This is a genomic window from Providencia sp. wls1922 (genome assembly GCF_009706505.1).
In the GTDB taxonomy this organism is placed as follows: domain Bacteria; phylum Pseudomonadota; class Gammaproteobacteria; order Enterobacterales; family Enterobacteriaceae; genus Providencia; species Providencia lanzhouensis.
Genome location: NZ_WLUG01000037.1, coordinates 1 through 16,774 on the forward strand (window position 1 = coordinate 1; position 16,774 = coordinate 16,774).

The following is a 16,774-nucleotide window of genomic DNA, read 5'->3' on the forward strand; positions in this document are numbered from 1 at the left end:
CATTCTTCGCGCAACGTAATACACCAGCATCAGGCGATGAGGGAATAATGCCACGTTTTACACTACCCAGATTTACACTGCCCAATAATGTGACCTTAATTTTACTGGGATTTGTCTCAGGGTTGCCCTTGGCATTAACCGCTGGAACATTACAAGCTTGGTTAACCGTTGAAAAAATTGACATTAAAACCATCGGTTTCTTTTCTCTCGTCGGTCAGGCCTACGTTTTAAAATTTCTATGGTCCCCCATGATGGATCGCTATACCCCCCCATTTTTAGGGCGACGTAGAGGGTGGCTATTAACAACGCAAATTTTGCTTGTTATTAGCATTGCAGGCATGAGTTTTATGAATCCGTCGGAGCACCTTTGGTGGTTAGCTGCGCTAGCGGTCACTGTAGCCTTCTGTTCCGCATCCCAAGATATTGTCTTTGATGCCTATAAAACAGATTTATTAAGTGCAGAAGAGCGAGGTATTGGTGCAGCAACATCGGTCATGGGCTATCGCATCAGTATGTTGGTTTCTGGGGGATTAGCACTTTGGCTTGCTGATAAATTCCTCACTTGGCAGCAACTTTATTTATTCATGGCAGGGCTAATGTTTATTGGGATCTTCGCAACACTTTTTGCGAAAGAACCTCAAGAAAATACCGCTCCACCAACTTCGTTAAAAGATGCTATTTATGAGCCACTTGCCGAATTTTTTAGCCGCAATAATGCATGGCTGATTTTACTGCTTCTTATCTTTTATAAGATGGGAGACGCTTTCGTTATGGCGCTAAATACTAACTTTTTACTCAATGCCCTTGGCTTTAGTTTAAGCGAAGTAGGTACAGTAAATAAAACCGTTGGTATGGCGGCGACAATCATCGGAGCCCTATTTGGGGGTTATCTGATGAAGAATATGAGCCTATTTAGAGCATTATTCGTCTTCGGTGTACTTCAAGGTGGTTCGAATATCGGCTACTGGTTCCTCGCAGTAACACCGCCAAATATTATCAGCATGGGATCTATTATATTCCTCGAAAATATCTTTTCAGGAATGGGAACTGCGGCATTTGTCGCCTTATTAATGACATTATGTAATAAGTCTTTATCAGCCACTCAATTCGCCTTGCTTTCAGCATTATCCGCTGTAGGCCGTGTCTATATCGGCCCCGTCGCAAGTATTTTTGTCAGCACCTATGGCTGGCCCATGTTCTACTTAATTTCCATCGGCGTTGCAGTACCGGGGGTTTTATTGCTACTCGCTTGCCGAACTTCGTTGTTATACACCCAAGATACGGGAGAATTTCAACGTAGAGAGTTTTTTCCTCGAGAATATAAAATCGCGGTTTATGCGCTAATGGCAGCAGCATGTATACTGACGGTTTGGTTAATTAGTTTACTAATCACATCATTTGCAGGGGTGAAAGTTTACTTGTTTACTACCCATATATCCCTGTGGTTAGCGCTCCCAACTTATCAGAATCTCATATTTAACATTGGTATAGCCATTGGTGCTATCAGCCTTATTGTTGGTGGAACCCTCGACTTCCTCGCTGTCCGCAAAGCCATAAAACATAAATCATTCTGATGTTTTTGATTGATTCCCATTCTATTCAGCTCACGACTTCCCCAAGTTAAACTAATTAATTTGGGGAATCTCTCCTTTTTTCGCAAATTAGATCTCTCTTGCAAATATCGCTTAAAGATCGATAAAAACGTGATTTGAATCACTCATTTTCTGAAAGGGATTTTTTAATTACAAATTGAAAGCTTAATATCTCACATGTTTGAGGATGGTTAGTTGACAAGCTAAAAATTTGCGTAACAACTAATTTTTATTAATACATAAACGAAAATAATGTCTTATGAAAAAAACACTACTCTGTGCTGCTGCTCTAGCATCATTGGCAGGGACCGCAAATGCTGAAAATTTTCTTGGGTATCAGAATGGTTTCGCAGATATCAACGTGAACTATCTCGACTGGTCCCGTCATACAGAAAATAAATCTAAAAATACAACCCATAAGGAAGATTTCGCTTACTTCGAATTAGAAGGTGGCGCTAATTTCAATTGGGGTGAATTATATGGTTTCTTTGACGTTGAAAACCCATTTAATAAACAGCATGAAGATCCAGGCAAAAACCAGCGTTATACGCTGAAAACAACAGCTCGCGTCTATATCGCAGATACTGGGTTCAACTTATACGGCCACGTTTATGGTACTTGGTCTTTACCGGGTGACAAACACGGCGGCAACTTCCACGAAGTCAACACACTTTATGGTATCGGTTATAACACCTCGATTGGTGATCTGTGGTTCAAACCTTTCGTGGCTTTGCACTATGTTGACCAAACCTATTATTCCGGTAATAACGGCTATGTAGTTGGTTGGGTTGCTGGTTATAACTTCAAAATGTTCCAAGAAGATTTCATGATCACTAACTGGCATGAAATGGAATTTGCACGTCATGAGCGTTATGGCAACGGTGGGCGTGATGGCGTGAACGGCGCATTAGCTTTCTGGTGGAACGCCACACCAAATTTAGCTGCTGGTATTCAATATCGTTATGCTGACAATAAGTTAGGTGATGATTTCTACCAAGATGCAATCATTTATACATTAAAGTATAACTTCTAGTGACTAAGGAAATATTGTTTATATTTTTAACATATTTCCTTTAGTTTCAAAAATGTAACAATTTTTCTTTATTATTTTGCCGGTAAAGTAGCCAATTTCACTTTATCGGCAATATAATCAGTAATTTCCCCTACGGAATATCTTAACAACCCAAGCAGTTTTCACATTTTTTTGTCAATTTTGTATATATTTTTCTTTGAAAAATTACCAAGATAATTTAGTATTCATACTGTTTTATCAAAACATACCTATAATTAGCAGCAATTTTAACTTTTTAGAAGCAAAAGCTTTACATGTGATCATATTAACATAAAGAGCTAACAATTCCGTTTCTTTACCTTACAATCATTTACACTCGCACAACCTTACCGTAAAATGCCCGCACTGATGAAACGACAATTAGATTCTTGTCATTTGGGGTCGTGGATGAGACTTATGAACTACAAAAAAAGCATTGGAGCAATCTCACTTGTTGCAGCAGCCTTATTATTAGGCGGTTGTGATATGGTGTTGATGGATCCGAAAGGCGCCGTTGGCGTAAAACAAAAAGAACTGATTCTTATTGCAATTGGTTTGATGCTCCTTGTTGTGATTCCTGTTATTTTTATGGCGATTATCTTCGCTGTAAAATATCGTGAATCCAATAAGTCAGCTACCTACCGTCCTAACTGGGCTCACTCTAACAAAATTGAGTTAGTCTGCTGGACAGTTCCTATCATTATTATCATTATTCTAGGTGCTATCACTTGGAAAACGACTCATGAGCTGGACCCGTATCAGCCATTAGTTAGTGATCAGGAACCTGTTACCATTCAAGTTATTTCAGCTGACTGGAAATGGATCTTTATCTATCCAGATCAAGGCATTGCTACAGTCAATGAAATCGCATTCCCTACTGGTGTTCCTGTAAACTTCAAAATCACGTCTGATTCTGTGATGAACTCATTCTTCATCCCATCTTTAGGTGGACAGATCTACGCGATGGCGGGTATGCAGACAAAACTTCACTTAATCGCTAACGAACCAGGTACCTATAAAGGCTTCTCAGCAAGCTATAGCGGTCACGGATTCTCAGATATGAAGTTTAATGCTATTGCTACAGCAGATCGCCAAGGCTTCGATGAGTGGGTACAGAAAGTAAAAGCATCACCAAAAACTATGGATACGATGCAGGCATTCGACGAAGTTGCTAAACCTAGCATGAACGTTCCTGTTACCTACTTCTCTAGCGTGAAACCTAAACTTTATGAAGACATCATTATGAAGTTTGGTCATGAGCACCATAAAGGTCACGCTCCTGTAGATGCGAATAATGAAGCAAATCATTCTATGCACATGGGCAACACTGCTCAAGCGCAAGAATCTACAGGTCATTCAATGCATATGAGCCATAACGCTCATGCAGGCGCTGAGGAATAAGGGCATGTTTGGAAAATTAACACTGGACGCAGTTCCACTTCATGAACCGATTATCGTTATTACACTGATTGCCATTGTCCTCGGTGGACTTGGCTTAGTTGGTGCAATCACCTATTTCGGAAAATGGAAATGGCTGTGGAAAGAGTGGTTAACGTCTGTTGACCATAAAAAAATTGGTATTATGTACATCATCGTTGCGATGGTGATGTTATTCCGTGGATTCGCGGATGCTATCATGATGCGTGGTCAGCAAGTGCTGGCTTCAGCGGGTCAAGAAGGTTTCTTAAACCCTCACCACTATGATCAGATCTTTACAGCGCACGGCGTTATCATGATTTTCTTCATGGCAACTCCATTTGTTGTTGGTCTGATGAACTTAGTTGTTCCTCTGCAAATTGGTGCCCGTGACGTTGCATTCCCATTCCTTAACTCACTGAGCTTCTGGTTCTTCGTAGTAGGTGTTGTATTAATCAACATCTCATTAGGGGTAGGTGAATTCGCACAAACTGGTTGGTTAGCATACCCTCCTCTGTCCGGCTTGGAGTACAACCCGGGGGTCGGGGTCGATTATTGGATATGGAGTCTCCAGATATCCGGTATTGGTACGCTATTAACAGGTGTTAACTTCTTCGCGACCATTATCCGCATGCGTGCACCGGGTATGTCGATGATGAAAATGCCAGTATTTAGCTGGGCAGCATTCTGTACTAACATCCTGATTATTGCAGCATTCCCAATTCTGACAGTGACCATCACGTTACTGACATTAGACCGTTATCTGGGCACCCATTTCTTCACTAACGATATGGGCGGCAACATGATGATGTACATCAACCTGATTTGGGCATGGGGTCACCCTGAGGTGTATATCCTTGTTCTGCCAGTGTTCGGTGTGTTCTCAGAAATTGCAGCAACCTTCTCGAAAAAGCGTTTGTTTGGTTATACCTCATTAGTGTGGGCAACCATCGTTATCACCGTTATGTCCTTCATCGTTTGGTTACACCACTTCTTTACGATGGGATCAGGTGCGAACGTTAACGCCTTCTTTGGTATCGCTACAATGATTATCGCAATCCCTACAGGGGTTAAGATTTTCAACTGGCTGTTCACCATGTACCAAGGTCGTATCGAGTTCAAATCACCAATGTTATGGACTATCGGTTTTATCATCACCTTCTCTGTGGGTGGTATGACTGGTGTTCTCTTAGCGGTTCCAGGTGCGAACTTCGTTCTGCACAACAGCCTGTTCCTGATTGCTCACTTCCATAACGTTATTATCGGTGGTGTAGTATTCGGATGCTTCGCTGGTATGACTTACTGGTTCCCGAAAGCTTACGGCTTCACGCTGAATGAGAAATGGGGTGTTCGTGCCTTCTGGTTCTGGATCACTGGTTTCTTCTTAGCATTCATGCCGTTATATATCCTTGGCTTTATGGGCATGACCCGTCGTCTGAGCCAAAATATTGATCCAACCTATCACGGTATGCTGGTTGCAGCTGCGTGTGGTGCTGGTCTGATTGCTCTGGGTATTGCTTGCCAAGTTATCCAAATTATCGTGAGTATCCGTGACCGTCATGAAAACCGTGATTTAACCGGTGACCCATGGGGTGGACGTACTCTGGAGTGGGCAACTTCTTCTCCGGCACCATTCTACAACTTCGCTGTTGAACCACAGATTCAAACTCGCGATGCTTGGTGGGATATGAAAGAGAAAGGTATCGCTCATAAGAAACCTACTTCATATGAAGAAATTCATATGCCGAAAAATACAGGCGCTGGCGTTATCATCGCTGCATTTAGCTTAATTTTTGGTTTCGCAATGATCTGGCACATCTGGTGGCTGGCAATCGTTGGTTTCGGTGGCATGATTGTTACTTGGATTGCAAAAAGCTTCGACGAAGATGTTGATTACTACGTACCTGTGGCTGAAATCGAACAAATCGAGAATAAGCACTTTGAAGAATTACGTAAGGCAGGTGTGAACGATGTCAACTAATACAATGACTAATCATAATGTAGCCCATGCAGAGCATGGGCACCACGATGCGGGTGCAACAAAAGTATTCGGATTCTGGATCTACTTAATGAGTGACCTGATCCTGTTTGCTAGCTTGTTTGCAACTTACGTGGTTTTATCTGATGGCACTGCTGGCGGTCCTGCTGGTAAAGACATCTTTAGTTTGCAGTTCGTATTAGGTGAAACATTCTTACTGTTATTCAGTAGTATCACCTACGGTTTTGCAATGATTGCAATGCACAAAGAGAAAGTGGCTGCCGTTAACTTATGGCTGTTCATTACTTTCTTATTTGGTCTTGGCTTCGTTGTTATGGAAGTTTATGAGTTCCACGAACTGATCGCTGAAGGCTACGGCCCAGATCGCAGTGGCTTCTTATCTGCTTTCTTCGCATTAGTTGCGACTCACGGTATCCACGTAACTTGTGGTCTGGTTTGGATCATTCTGATGATTATCCAAAACTGTCGTCGTGGTCTGACTGCGGTTAACAAAACCCGTCTGAACTGCCTGAGCCTGTTCTGGCACTTCTTAGATGTTGTTTGGATCTGTGTATTTACCGTTGTTTATCTTCTGGGGGCTATTTAAATGAGTCATGCAAAAGATGCTCATACTGGAGCAAGCCACGGTAGCGTTAAGACATACCTGATTGGCTTTATTCTGTCAGTTATCCTGACTGTAATTCCTTTCTGGATGGTGATGAATGGAACAGCTTCACAAGGCGTTATTCTAGCAACTGTTGTTGGAATGGCTGTTGTGCAAATCCTTGTACACCTTGTTTGTTTCTTACACATGAATACATCATCAGATGAGCGCTGGAACCTGATTGCATTCCTGTTCACTATGCTAATCATCGGTATCGTTGTTATTGGCTCTCTGTGGATTATGTACAACCTGAACATCAATATGATGCTCGACTAAAGAGTTGCCGATATGTTTAAGCAATACCTGCAAGTGACCAAACCAGGAATTATATTCGGAAATTTGATTTCTGTGATCGGCGGTTTTCTGCTGGCCTCTAAAGGGTCAATTGACTACCCGCTGTTTATTGCGACTTTGCTGGGTGTATCATTGGTCGTGGCTTCTGGTTGTGTATTTAACAACTACATCGACCGTGATATTGACCGTATCATGGAAAGAACTAAGAATCGCCCTTTAGTTAAAGGGCTGATTGACCCGAAAGTTAGCCTGATTTACGCTGCTGCATTAGGTATTGCTGGTATGGTGCTGCTACTCGTAGCAGCCAATGCACTGGCAATGCTACTTGCACTCATTGGTTTCATTGTGTACGTGGGCGTGTATAGCCTGTACATGAAGCGTAAGTCAGTTTATGGCACGTTGATTGGCAGCCTATCTGGCGCAGCACCACCGGTTATCGGCTACTGCGCTGTCACAAATGAATTTGACGCTGGAGCCTTAATCCTGCTGTTAATATTCAGCTTGTGGCAGATGCCGCACTCATATGCCATCGCAATTTTCCGCTTTAAGGATTACAAAGCCGCAAACATTCCGGTGTTACCGGTGATCAAGGGCATATCTGTCGCTAAGACTCATATATTCTTGTATATCCTTGCGTTTATGGTCGCAACATTAATGTTAGCGATTAGCGGATACGCGGGCTATAAATATCTGGTTGTCGGCGCTGCGGTTAGCTTATGGTGGCTTGGTATGGCAATTTCTGGTTTCAAAACCGAAAATGACGACCGAGTTTGGGCGCGTAAACTGTTCATCTTCTCCATCGTTGCGATTACTTCGCTAAGTGTGATGATGTCAGTTGACCCAACCGTTACAAGCGATACTGTTATAGCGTTAGTCCGATAATTTATTGCATCATTGACAATAAATGTGTTCAAACGGCGGGGAGTGCAAACTTCCCGCCGTTTTTCTTTGTCTGCGAATATTTTTGTGATGATTTTTATGGTTAAATAGCCGCCTGCTATTAATAAACCAATATTGTCATATAGCAAACTAACTTAACTCATTGATTTAAATTAAATTAATACCAGCACCGCTACAGCCCGAAATAAAAAGAATAGAAATTGAATACTCAAAATAGTTCGTGTTGTAGCAAGGTGGCAAGTGAAACTAATCTCAGGGAGCATACACCAGTATGTGACCTGAGTTAGTGAGCGCTGCCAACACAGCTACAACCCGAAATATGACGAGTATTTATGAACGATAATAAAATGACAGCTTTAGAACTCCGAGCAACTTGGGGACTAGGATCCGTATTCTCCCTTCGCATGCTTGGCATGTTTATGGTGCTCCCGATCCTCACCAGCTATGGGATGCATTTACAGGGCGCTAACGAGTTTTTGATTGGTTTGGCGATTGGTATTTATGGGCTTAGCCAAGCTGTTTTTCAAATTCCTTTTGGTTTAATGTCTGACCGTATTGGTCGCAAACCACTGATTATTTTTGGGTTGCTGATATTTATTATGGGCAGCGTCATTGCCGCATTAAGCGATTCTATTTGGGGCATTATTATTGGTCGAGCTTTACAGGGAGCTGGCGCTATCTCTGCTGCCGTTATGGCCTTGTTATCGGATTTGACCCGTGAGCAAAATCGTACAAAAGCGATGGCATTTTTAGGTATAAGCTTTGGCGTAACGTTTGCTATTGCCTTAGTTTTAGGACCGATTGTAACCCATGCCGTTGGTTTAAGCGGTTTATTTTGGGGAATCACTTTATTAGCCGTCGGCGCTATTTTCGTTACTATCTTTGTGGTACCTAACAATACTCACCATGTTGTAAACCGTGAATCTGCTTTTGTTAAAAGCAATTTAAAAGCCGTTTTACTTAACTCTCAACTTCTCAAGCTGAATGTTGGGATTTTAAGCCTACATACACTGTTAATGTCCAGCTTTGTCGCCCTCCCCTTGATCATGGCCGATGCCGGTTACTTGGCAAAAGATCACTGGAAAGCGTATTTAGTCACCATGTTAGTCGCCTTTGTTTGCGTACTTCCTTTTATTATTTACGCGGAAAAACAGCGCAAGATGAAGCAGGTTTTTCTGTTCTGCATTTTGCTCTTAGCGGCTGCGGAAATTGTTTTATGGCAATCAGGTCGCCAACTTTGGATTATCTTCTTAGGGATCCAACTGTTCTTTATTGCATTTAACGTGATGGAAGCCATTTTGCCGTCCCTGATCAGTAAAGAAGCGCCTGCCGGATACAAAGGCACAGCCATGGGCGTCTACTCCACCAGCCAATTTCTAGGAGTAGCCTTAGGCGGAATTCTGGGCGGTTGGTTGTATAAATTTGAAGGGGCCAGTACCGTATTTATCGGCGGATTACTACTTTGCGTTATCTGGTTCGTTATCAGCTTAACCATGAAACAACCGCCTTACGTCAGCAGTATTCGCATGGTTCTCCCGCATCGTTTTAAAAATATCAGTAAGCTTCAGGAACAGTTAAAAGCCATGAACGGTGTGCTTGATGTGGTTGTGATTGCTGAAGAGATGAGTATTTATATCAAGATTGATAAAAAAGTGGTTAACCGAGCAGAGCTTGAAGCCATTGTTCATGCTTAATCATATGTAATCTTATAAATAACAAATAGCCCGCAATATCGCGGGCTATTTTCAATAACTAAAACACGCTTATCAATTAGTCGCGGAAGTTATTGAACTGGAATGGTTGACCTAAATTGCCGCCACGGACTAACGCCATAACAGCTTGCAAATCATCTCGCGCTTTGCCCGTTACACGCACTTGTTCACCTTGAATTTGCGCCTGCACTTTCAACTTGCTGTCTTTAATCAGCTTAACAACTTTCTTCGCCATACTCGCTTCAATGCCTTGTTTTAAAGTCACTTCCACGCTGTAAGTTTTACCACTATGTACAATATCTTCAGGGACATTCAGCACTGCGCCATCAATTCCCCGTTTTGCCATTTTCTCTCTTAAAATATCAAGCAGTTGTAAAACTTGGAAATCGGATTCACTGGTCACTTTGATAGACTCATTTTTATCGTTCAGTTCAAAGCTTGCAGTGATGTTTTTAAAATCCCAACGGCTAGTAAGTTCGCGCTGAGCATTTTCTACCGCATTGCGGACTTCACTCATTTCAACTTCAGATACAATATCAAATGATGGCATTTTAACGCTCTCCTATAATCAATTGGCTTATAATAGCTTATTTGCCCATGACACTCCATGTTGTCAGATTGGCTCACTTGTATAACACAACTAATTATTTGGATATCCTATTAAAATCGCTATGATGGCGGTTATTAATCCAAATCAACCGCTCTCAGATAGTAGGGAAAATCGATGAAAATAACCCTGATTGGCTGTGGTGCTATTGGTAAACTTTGGTTAGCCGCCCTCTCCTCACAAGGACACGATGTTCAAGGATGGCTGCGAGTTGCTCAATCCGACTTATTTGTTGATGTTAATGGACCTGACGATAAAATTTTCCGCGAATTAATTCCTTGCAATAATCATCAGCATCTACACACAAGCGAATTAGTGATCGTCTGTTTGAAAGCATGGCAAGTTTCGGATGCCTTATTGCCCCTGCTGCCCATTATTCCTGAAACTAGCCCTATTCTCCTACTGCATAACGGATTAGGCACATTGGAAGAGTTAGGCACATTACGCCATCCATTTTTGAGTGGGGTAACAACTCATGCGGCATGGCAAGATAACAACCAAGTTTTTCATATTGCTAGCGGCATCACTCATATCGGCGCCGTCAACTCTCAAGCAGAAGCTTATTACCCTATCGCCAATATTTTGCATGAAGCCCTACCGGATGTGGCATGGCATAATCAAATCCTTAATACTATTTGGCGAAAACTGGTGGTTAATTGCGTGATAAACCCGCTTTCCACGGAACACAATTGTACCAATGGGCAAATCATTCACTATCCAGAACAGATTGTTCGGGTCATAGATGAATGCTGCCAAGTGATGGTTGCCGAGGGATTGCATACAGATAAAGAAGAGATGACTGAGCGCGTCTATGACATTATTCATCAAACCTCAGAAAACTATTCATCCATGCTGCAAGATGTGCGTCATCATCGCAGAACTGAAATTGATTACATCACGGGCTTCTTAATCAAAAAAGCCCGAGCTCATGGCTTAGCTACCCCTGAGAATGACCGTTTGTACCACTTAATTAAAAATAGAGAACAAAGTTATGACAACCTCCGTGCTGATATGCATCGCCAATGGTAGTGAAGAAATTGAAACAGTCACTACTGCCGATTTACTGGTTCGTGCCGGAATACAGGTGACATTAGCCAGTGTGACGGAAGACGGAGCGTTAGAGATAACCGCATCTCGAGGTATTAAACTCGTTGCTGACCTGCCCATCATCCGCGTTGCGGACGAACCTTTTGACGCCATCGTGTTACCCGGTGGTCTAGCCGGTGCAGAAGCTTTTCGTGATAGCCCACTGGTGGTTGAGAAAGTCAGGCGCATGCATTTAGATGGAAAAATTGTGGCAGCCATTTGTGCCGCCCCTGCATTAGTTTTGGAATACCACCAGCTATTTCCTCTCGGAAACATGACTGGTTTTCCAAGCATGCGGGATAAAATTCCAGCCCATAAATGGGTCGATAAACGCGTCTATTTTGATGAGCGAGTAAATTTACTGACTAGCCAAGGCCCTGCGACAGCCTTTGACTTTGCACTGAAATTGATTGAATTATTGCAAGGGCGAGAAACCGCTGCCAATGTCGCCTCACAACTCGTTTTGCCACCGGGCATTAATGATTATCTGGAAGATTAGAAACAAAAAAGCGAGCTAATCAGCTCGCTTTTTTGTTCAATATCACCTGACAACTTACGGGCGATAAACCTTAATATTCTCAAAGCCTTGCTCTTTCAAGTACAACGCTTGCAGACGGCTCATCACGCCACGGTCGCAATACAGCAGGTACGTTTTCTCTTTAGGTAAATCACCGAACTGCGTACCAAGCTTATAGAATGGAATATGTTTAATTTCAATTCCTTCGACCTTCAATGGTTTATCTTCAAACTCATCGATTGAGCGAATATCTAAGATAACTTCATTATCTGCCGAAAGTTGGCTAACCATCTCAACTTCAGGTACTTTCTCAAGACTTTCTTGCGCAATCTCGCGAATATCAATGTTTTGTGCCTGCTCAACGACAGACTCTAAGATACCAAAATCAAAGTTCTCTTCTTCCGCTTCAATACGTGCTTTCACCGCTTTCACGGTTGGGCTTTTCGAAATCACACCGCAATATTCCGGCATGGTTTTCGCGAAATCTTCCGTACCAATTTGACGAGCTAACTTGATAATGTGTTCTTTATCGTGAGAGATCAGCGGACGTAACACTAAGGTATCTGACGCATTATCAATTAAACGTAAGTTAGTTAGCGTTTGGCTAGAAACCTGTCCCAGTGCTTCACCCGTTACGATAGCTTGAACGCCATAGCGCTCAGCCACTTTAGAAGCCGCACGTACCATCATACGTTTTAATACGACACCCATTTGACCGTCATCGACTTTCTCTAAAATCTCAGCCACAACAGGTTCAAAGTTAACGGCAATAAAACGCACTTTATGGGAGCTGCCAAAGCGGTTCCATAAATAGTGAGCAATTTGCTTTACGCCAATTTCATGGGCAGCACCGCCGAGATTAAAGAAGCAGTAATGCACTCGGCAACCACGGCGCATTAACATATAGCTGGAAACCCCGGAGTCAAAACCACCTGAAATCAGTGACAGTACATCTTCTTGTGTACCAATTGGGAAACCGCCGATCCCTTCGATACGCGCTTTCACGAGAATCAAATTATCATCTTCAATTTCCAGATGTACGGTGGTATCAGGATCTTTCAGTTTCACTTTTGCAGAGGCAATATGCTGATTTAAGCCGCCGCCGATATAACGCTCTGCATCAATGGATGAAAATTCGTGTTTACCACGGCGCTTCACACGCACACAGAACGTTTTGTTCTCCACCGATGCCCCGTAGGCTTCCAGTGTCATTTCAAAAATATGGTGTAAACTGGTAAAAGGCTTCTCTTCAACTTCTAAGATGTGGTGGATACCAGGAATACGGCTCAGCATGTCACAAATTTCGTCGTGCTTTGATTCCCCTTTAACACGCACTTCAATGTTATCCCAATTACGGACAACCGAGATCTCTTCGCCAAGACTCTTCAATACATTGCGGATATTACTGGTTAGAATTTTAATAAAACGGAGTCTAACTGTTTGGCTTTTGATAGTGATTTCTGGGAATAACTTAATAATAAACTTCATAGTCGTGGCATGTTCTTGGTTAGTGGGGCAAACGGACGTTGCGAAAAAGTGACTGTCGTGCACTTTACCAGTTGTCAATAAAGAGGCGTATTATAGCACTATCTTGCGTACTGAATCTAAAAACACCAATAATAAATTGTAACCATTGCGAGACTAAGTTAGTCTGCACAATAATTAAAGTTCCCCCCACTTTTAAGTGATTTAACATTAGTGATTAACGATTATGGCTAAAGAAAAATCTCAGCAAGTTCCCACTGTTAGTTTTGAAAACTCCCTTCAAGAGCTTGAGCAAATTGTCGCTCGCCTAGAATCAGGAGAGCTGCCTTTGGAAGATGCCTTAAACGAATTTGAGCGAGGCGTCCAAATTGCTAAGCAAGGTCAAAAAGTCCTCCAGCAAGCAGAACAACGTGTACAAATTTTGCTGAGCGATGACGAAAATAAAGCCCTCGACGATTTCTCACCTGATACAGAATAAATTATGTCCGAACAACACCCAGACACCTTTGTGCGCCAGCAACGCCAAGCTCATGACAGAGTTAATCAATACTTATTAACCTCATTAGATGCGCTCCCTTTTGCTGATTTGCCATTAGCGCAAGCCATGAAATATGGCACTTTACTTGGTGGTAAACGCTTACGCCCTTTCTTAACGTATGCCGTCGGTGAAATGCTGGGCGTTAGCCTTGATAACTTAGATGCGCCCGCTGCCGCTGTAGAATGCATTCATGCTTATTCGCTGATCCATGATGATTTACCTGCCATGGATGACGACGACCTGCGCCGCGGGCAACCAACTTGTCACATAAAGTTTGGTGAAGGTAATGCCGTACTCGCCGGAGATGCCTTACAAACATTCGCATTCCAATTACTCTCCAGCGCCCCTATGCCTGATGTGTCCGATAAAGACCGTATTGCGATGATTGCAGAACTGGCTTATGCCAGCGGTTTAGCGGGGATGTGCGGTGGACAAGCATTGGATCTTGATGCTGAAGGCAAGCGCGTTGATCTAATTTCGCTCGAGCGTATCCACCAGCATAAAACTGGAGCGTTAATTCGAGCCGCTATTCGTCTCGGCGCCTATGCCGCAGGTCATAAAGGTCATCAAGCATTAGCTAGTTTAGATAAATACGCCGAATCTATTGGGCTTGCCTTTCAAGTTCAAGACGATATTCTAGATGTTATCGGAGACAGCGCAGTGACAGGCAAACGCCAAGGTGCTGATGAACAACATGAAAAAAGCACTTATCCATCACTGTTAGGTCTTGAAGCTGCCCAACAAAAAGCCAAAGAGCTCTATCAAGATGCGATCGCGGCTTTAGAATCATTGCAATCTCAAGGTTACAATACAGAGTTATTGAGAGCTTTAGCCAATTTTGTCATTGAGCGCAAAAGCTAACAATATGCTTTGCCTTTTGGTATAGATAAGACTGATAATTATAACATTGATTACCTGAGTAACTTAGAGCCGTTGTGACGACTTATAAAATACGTTCAACACAAAAAAAGCACGGTCAGCAACCGCTCGACGTTAACAGGCATCGCCCTAATTAATTTAAGTAGTGAGCACCTAATGAGTATAGATACCGCGAAATATCCAACGCTGGCACTGGCAGAGACGCCTGATGAACTGCGCCTTCTGCCAAAAGAAAGCTTGCCAAAGCTTTGTGATGAACTGAGACAATTTCTATTAAATAGCGTCAGTCGCTCGAGCGGTCACTTTGCCTCTGGATTGGGCGCCATTGAATTAACTGTTGCTCTACATTATGTCTATAAAACCCCGTTTGATAATCTTGTTTGGGACGTCGGTCATCAAGCGTACCCGCACAAAATTTTAACTGGGCGCCGTGACAGAATCGACACCATTCGTCAAAAAAATGGGTTACATCCATTCCCATGGCGTGCTGAAAGCGAGTACGACATTCTTAGTGTTGGTCATTCCTCAACCTCCATTAGTGCCGGTTTAGGTATGGCTATCGCCGCGGAAAAAGAAGATAAAAACCGCAAAACAGTTTGTGTTATCGGTGATGGCGCCATTACTGCGGGTATGGCTTTCGAAGCAATGAACCATGCTGGGGATGCTGCGCCCGATATGCTGGTGATCCTCAACGACAATGAAATGTCGATTTCAGAAAACGTTGGCGCGCTGAATAACCATTTAGCCCATTTACTTTCCGGCAAGCTATATACCACGCTGCGTGAAGGTGGAAAGAAAGTTTTCTCGAATATTCCGCCAATCAAAGAGTTACTCAAGAAAACGGAAGAACATATCAAAGGCATGGTTGTGCCTGGCACCATGTTTGAAGAATTAGGCTTTAACTACATTGGTCCTGTTGACGGACACGATGTGATTGCGCTGATCCAAACGTTAAAAAATATGCGCGAGTTAAAAGGACCTCAATTCCTGCACATTATGACCAAAAAAGGTCGTGGCTATGAGCCGGCAGAGAAAGACCCAATTAGCTGGCACGCCGTACCTAAGTTTGACCCTGCCACTTTTACGTTACCAAAAAGCAAAGATACCAGACCGACATTCTCCAAAATTTTTGGGGATTGGTTATGTGAAGAAGCTAAAGACGACGATAAACTTATGGCCGTCACCCCAGCGATGCGTGAAGGTTCTGGTATGGTGCGTTTCTCGAAAGAGTACCCAGACCAATATTTTGATGTCGCGATTGCCGAGCAGCATGCTGTCACCTTCGCCGCAGGTCTTGCCATTGGGGGTTATAACCCGATCGTAGCAATTTACTCGACGTTCTTACAACGTGGTTACGACCAAGTGATCCACGATGTGGCCATCCAGAAACTCCCAGTGATGTTTGCCATTGACCGTGCCGGTATCGTCGGTGCTGATGGTCAAACTCACCAAGGATCATTCGATATTTCATTCTTACGTTGCATCCCAACAATGGTGATCATGACGCCAAGTGATGAAAATGAATGCCGTCAAATGCTGCACACTGGCTACCATTATCAAGAAGGTCCTACCGCGGTTCGCTACCCTCGTGGCGCAGGTACAGGGGCTGAGCTAATGCCATTAGCACCGCTTGAAATTGGTAAAGGGATTGTCCGCCGCCAAGGCGAAAAAGTGGCGATCCTCAGCTTTGGGACATTACTGAGTAACGCCTTAGAAGCCGCAGAACAAATCAATGCCACCGTCGTGGATATGCGTTTTGTGAAACCATTAGATGAAGCGCTGATCCTAGAAATGGCCAATACCCATGACCTAATCGTAACGCTGGAAGAAAATGCGATTATGGGCGGTGCAGGCAGCGGTGTGAATGAATTCCTGATGAGCGAGAAGAAAATTCTACCAGTTCTGAACTTGGGCCTACCGGATTTCTTTATCCCCCAAGGTACCCAAGATGAGTTACTAGCAGATCTCGGTTTAGATGCTGCAGGGATCGTGAGTTCCATCAATACTTACCAAAATAAGTAACTTATAAAAAATTAAGGCGTTACCACAAAAGTA

15 protein-coding genes are annotated in these 16,774 nt (G+C 43.1%); 13 read left to right on the top strand and 2 right to left on the bottom strand.

The window, feature by feature from the left end; genetic code table 11:
• The first annotated feature begins 47 nt into the window (after nt 1–47).
• The 8 genes from ampG (at nt 48) to GKR71_RS02315 (ending at nt 9,589) form a co-directional block, all read left to right on the top strand.
• Nucleotides 48–1,574, top strand: a complete 1,527-nt coding sequence (ampG, locus tag GKR71_RS02280; protein ID WP_036953900.1) for a muropeptide MFS transporter AmpG — start codon at nt 48–50, stop codon at nt 1,572–1,574.
• A 277-nt stretch (nt 1,575–1,851) separates the two neighbouring features.
• Nucleotides 1,852–2,625 (top strand): nucleoside-specific channel-forming Tsx family protein, encoded by a 774-nt coding sequence (locus GKR71_RS02285; RefSeq protein WP_036953898.1) that lies wholly within the window; start codon nt 1,852–1,854, stop codon nt 2,623–2,625.
• A 426-nt stretch (nt 2,626–3,051) separates the two neighbouring features.
• Nucleotides 3,052–4,044, top strand: a complete 993-nt coding sequence (gene cyoA, locus GKR71_RS02290) for a cytochrome o ubiquinol oxidase subunit II (protein WP_036953895.1) — start codon at nt 3,052–3,054, stop codon at nt 4,042–4,044.
• 4 nt (nt 4,045–4,048) lie between these two features.
• On the top strand, nt 4,049–6,040 hold the full coding sequence (gene cyoB, locus GKR71_RS02295) for a cytochrome o ubiquinol oxidase subunit I (RefSeq protein WP_036953892.1): 1,992 nt from the start codon (nt 4,049–4,051) through the stop codon (nt 6,038–6,040).
• The gene (locus GKR71_RS02300; RefSeq protein WP_036953890.1) at nt 6,030–6,644 is read left to right on the top strand and encodes a cytochrome o ubiquinol oxidase subunit III; all 615 of its coding nucleotides are present in this window, start codon (nt 6,030–6,032) and stop codon (nt 6,642–6,644) included. The genes cyoB and GKR71_RS02300 overlap by 11 nt, the downstream gene beginning before the upstream one ends.
• Nucleotides 6,645–6,977, top strand: a complete 333-nt coding sequence (locus GKR71_RS02305) for a cytochrome o ubiquinol oxidase subunit IV (protein WP_006657209.1) — start codon at nt 6,645–6,647, stop codon at nt 6,975–6,977.
• Between the two features lie 12 nt (nt 6,978–6,989).
• Nucleotides 6,990–7,877 carry a heme o synthase gene (cyoE, locus tag GKR71_RS02310; protein WP_036953887.1) on the top strand — a complete coding sequence of 296 codons (888 nt, stop codon included), beginning with the start codon at nt 6,990–6,992 and terminating at the stop codon, nt 7,875–7,877.
• Between the two features lie 350 nt (nt 7,878–8,227).
• Nucleotides 8,228–9,589 carry an MFS transporter gene (locus GKR71_RS02315; RefSeq protein WP_036953884.1) on the top strand — a complete coding sequence of 454 codons (1,362 nt, stop codon included), beginning with the start codon at nt 8,228–8,230 and terminating at the stop codon, nt 9,587–9,589.
• A 76-nt stretch (nt 9,590–9,665) separates the two neighbouring features.
• On the opposite strand, the gene GKR71_RS02320 is transcribed toward GKR71_RS02315, so the two are convergent.
• Nucleotides 9,666–10,157 (bottom strand): YajQ family cyclic di-GMP-binding protein, encoded by a 492-nt coding sequence (locus tag GKR71_RS02320; RefSeq protein ID WP_036953882.1) that lies wholly within the window; start codon nt 10,155–10,157, stop codon nt 9,666–9,668.
• A 174-nt stretch (nt 10,158–10,331) separates the two neighbouring features.
• Between GKR71_RS02320 and panE the strand changes: the two genes are divergently transcribed.
• Together panE and yajL are read left to right on the top strand one after the other, a co-directional pair.
• Complete coding sequence (gene panE, locus GKR71_RS02325) at nt 10,332–11,243, top strand: 2-dehydropantoate 2-reductase (protein WP_036953879.1); 912 nt, start codon at nt 10,332–10,334, stop codon at nt 11,241–11,243.
• Entirely contained in the window at nt 11,206–11,799 is a 594-nt protein-coding gene (gene yajL / locus GKR71_RS02330) for a protein deglycase YajL (RefSeq protein WP_132496187.1), read from the top strand. The genes panE and yajL overlap by 38 nt, the downstream gene beginning before the upstream one ends.
• A 54-nt stretch (nt 11,800–11,853) precedes the next feature.
• Here yajL and thiI read toward each other — a convergent pair whose 3' ends face one another.
• Nucleotides 11,854–13,305 carry a tRNA uracil 4-sulfurtransferase ThiI gene (gene thiI / locus GKR71_RS02335; protein WP_154600158.1) on the bottom strand — a complete coding sequence of 484 codons (1,452 nt, stop codon included), beginning with the start codon at nt 13,303–13,305 and terminating at the stop codon, nt 11,854–11,856.
• Between the two features lie 223 nt (nt 13,306–13,528).
• Between thiI and xseB the strand changes: the two genes are divergently transcribed.
• The 3 genes from xseB to dxs all read left to right on the top strand — a co-directional run bounded on the left by xseB (nt 13,529) and on the right by dxs (nt 16,741).
• A complete protein-coding gene (xseB, locus tag GKR71_RS02340) occupies nt 13,529–13,780 on the top strand; it encodes an exodeoxyribonuclease VII small subunit (RefSeq protein WP_036953869.1) in 252 nt (83 codons plus the stop codon).
• A 3-nt stretch (nt 13,781–13,783) separates the two neighbouring features.
• Nucleotides 13,784–14,701 carry a (2E,6E)-farnesyl diphosphate synthase gene (ispA, locus tag GKR71_RS02345; protein ID WP_036953867.1) on the top strand — a complete coding sequence of 306 codons (918 nt, stop codon included), beginning with the start codon at nt 13,784–13,786 and terminating at the stop codon, nt 14,699–14,701.
• Between the two features lie 174 nt (nt 14,702–14,875).
• The gene (gene dxs, locus GKR71_RS02350) at nt 14,876–16,741 is read left to right on the top strand and encodes a 1-deoxy-D-xylulose-5-phosphate synthase (protein ID WP_036953864.1); all 1,866 of its coding nucleotides are present in this window, start codon (nt 14,876–14,878) and stop codon (nt 16,739–16,741) included.
• Nucleotides 16,742–16,774 lie beyond the last annotated feature (33 nt).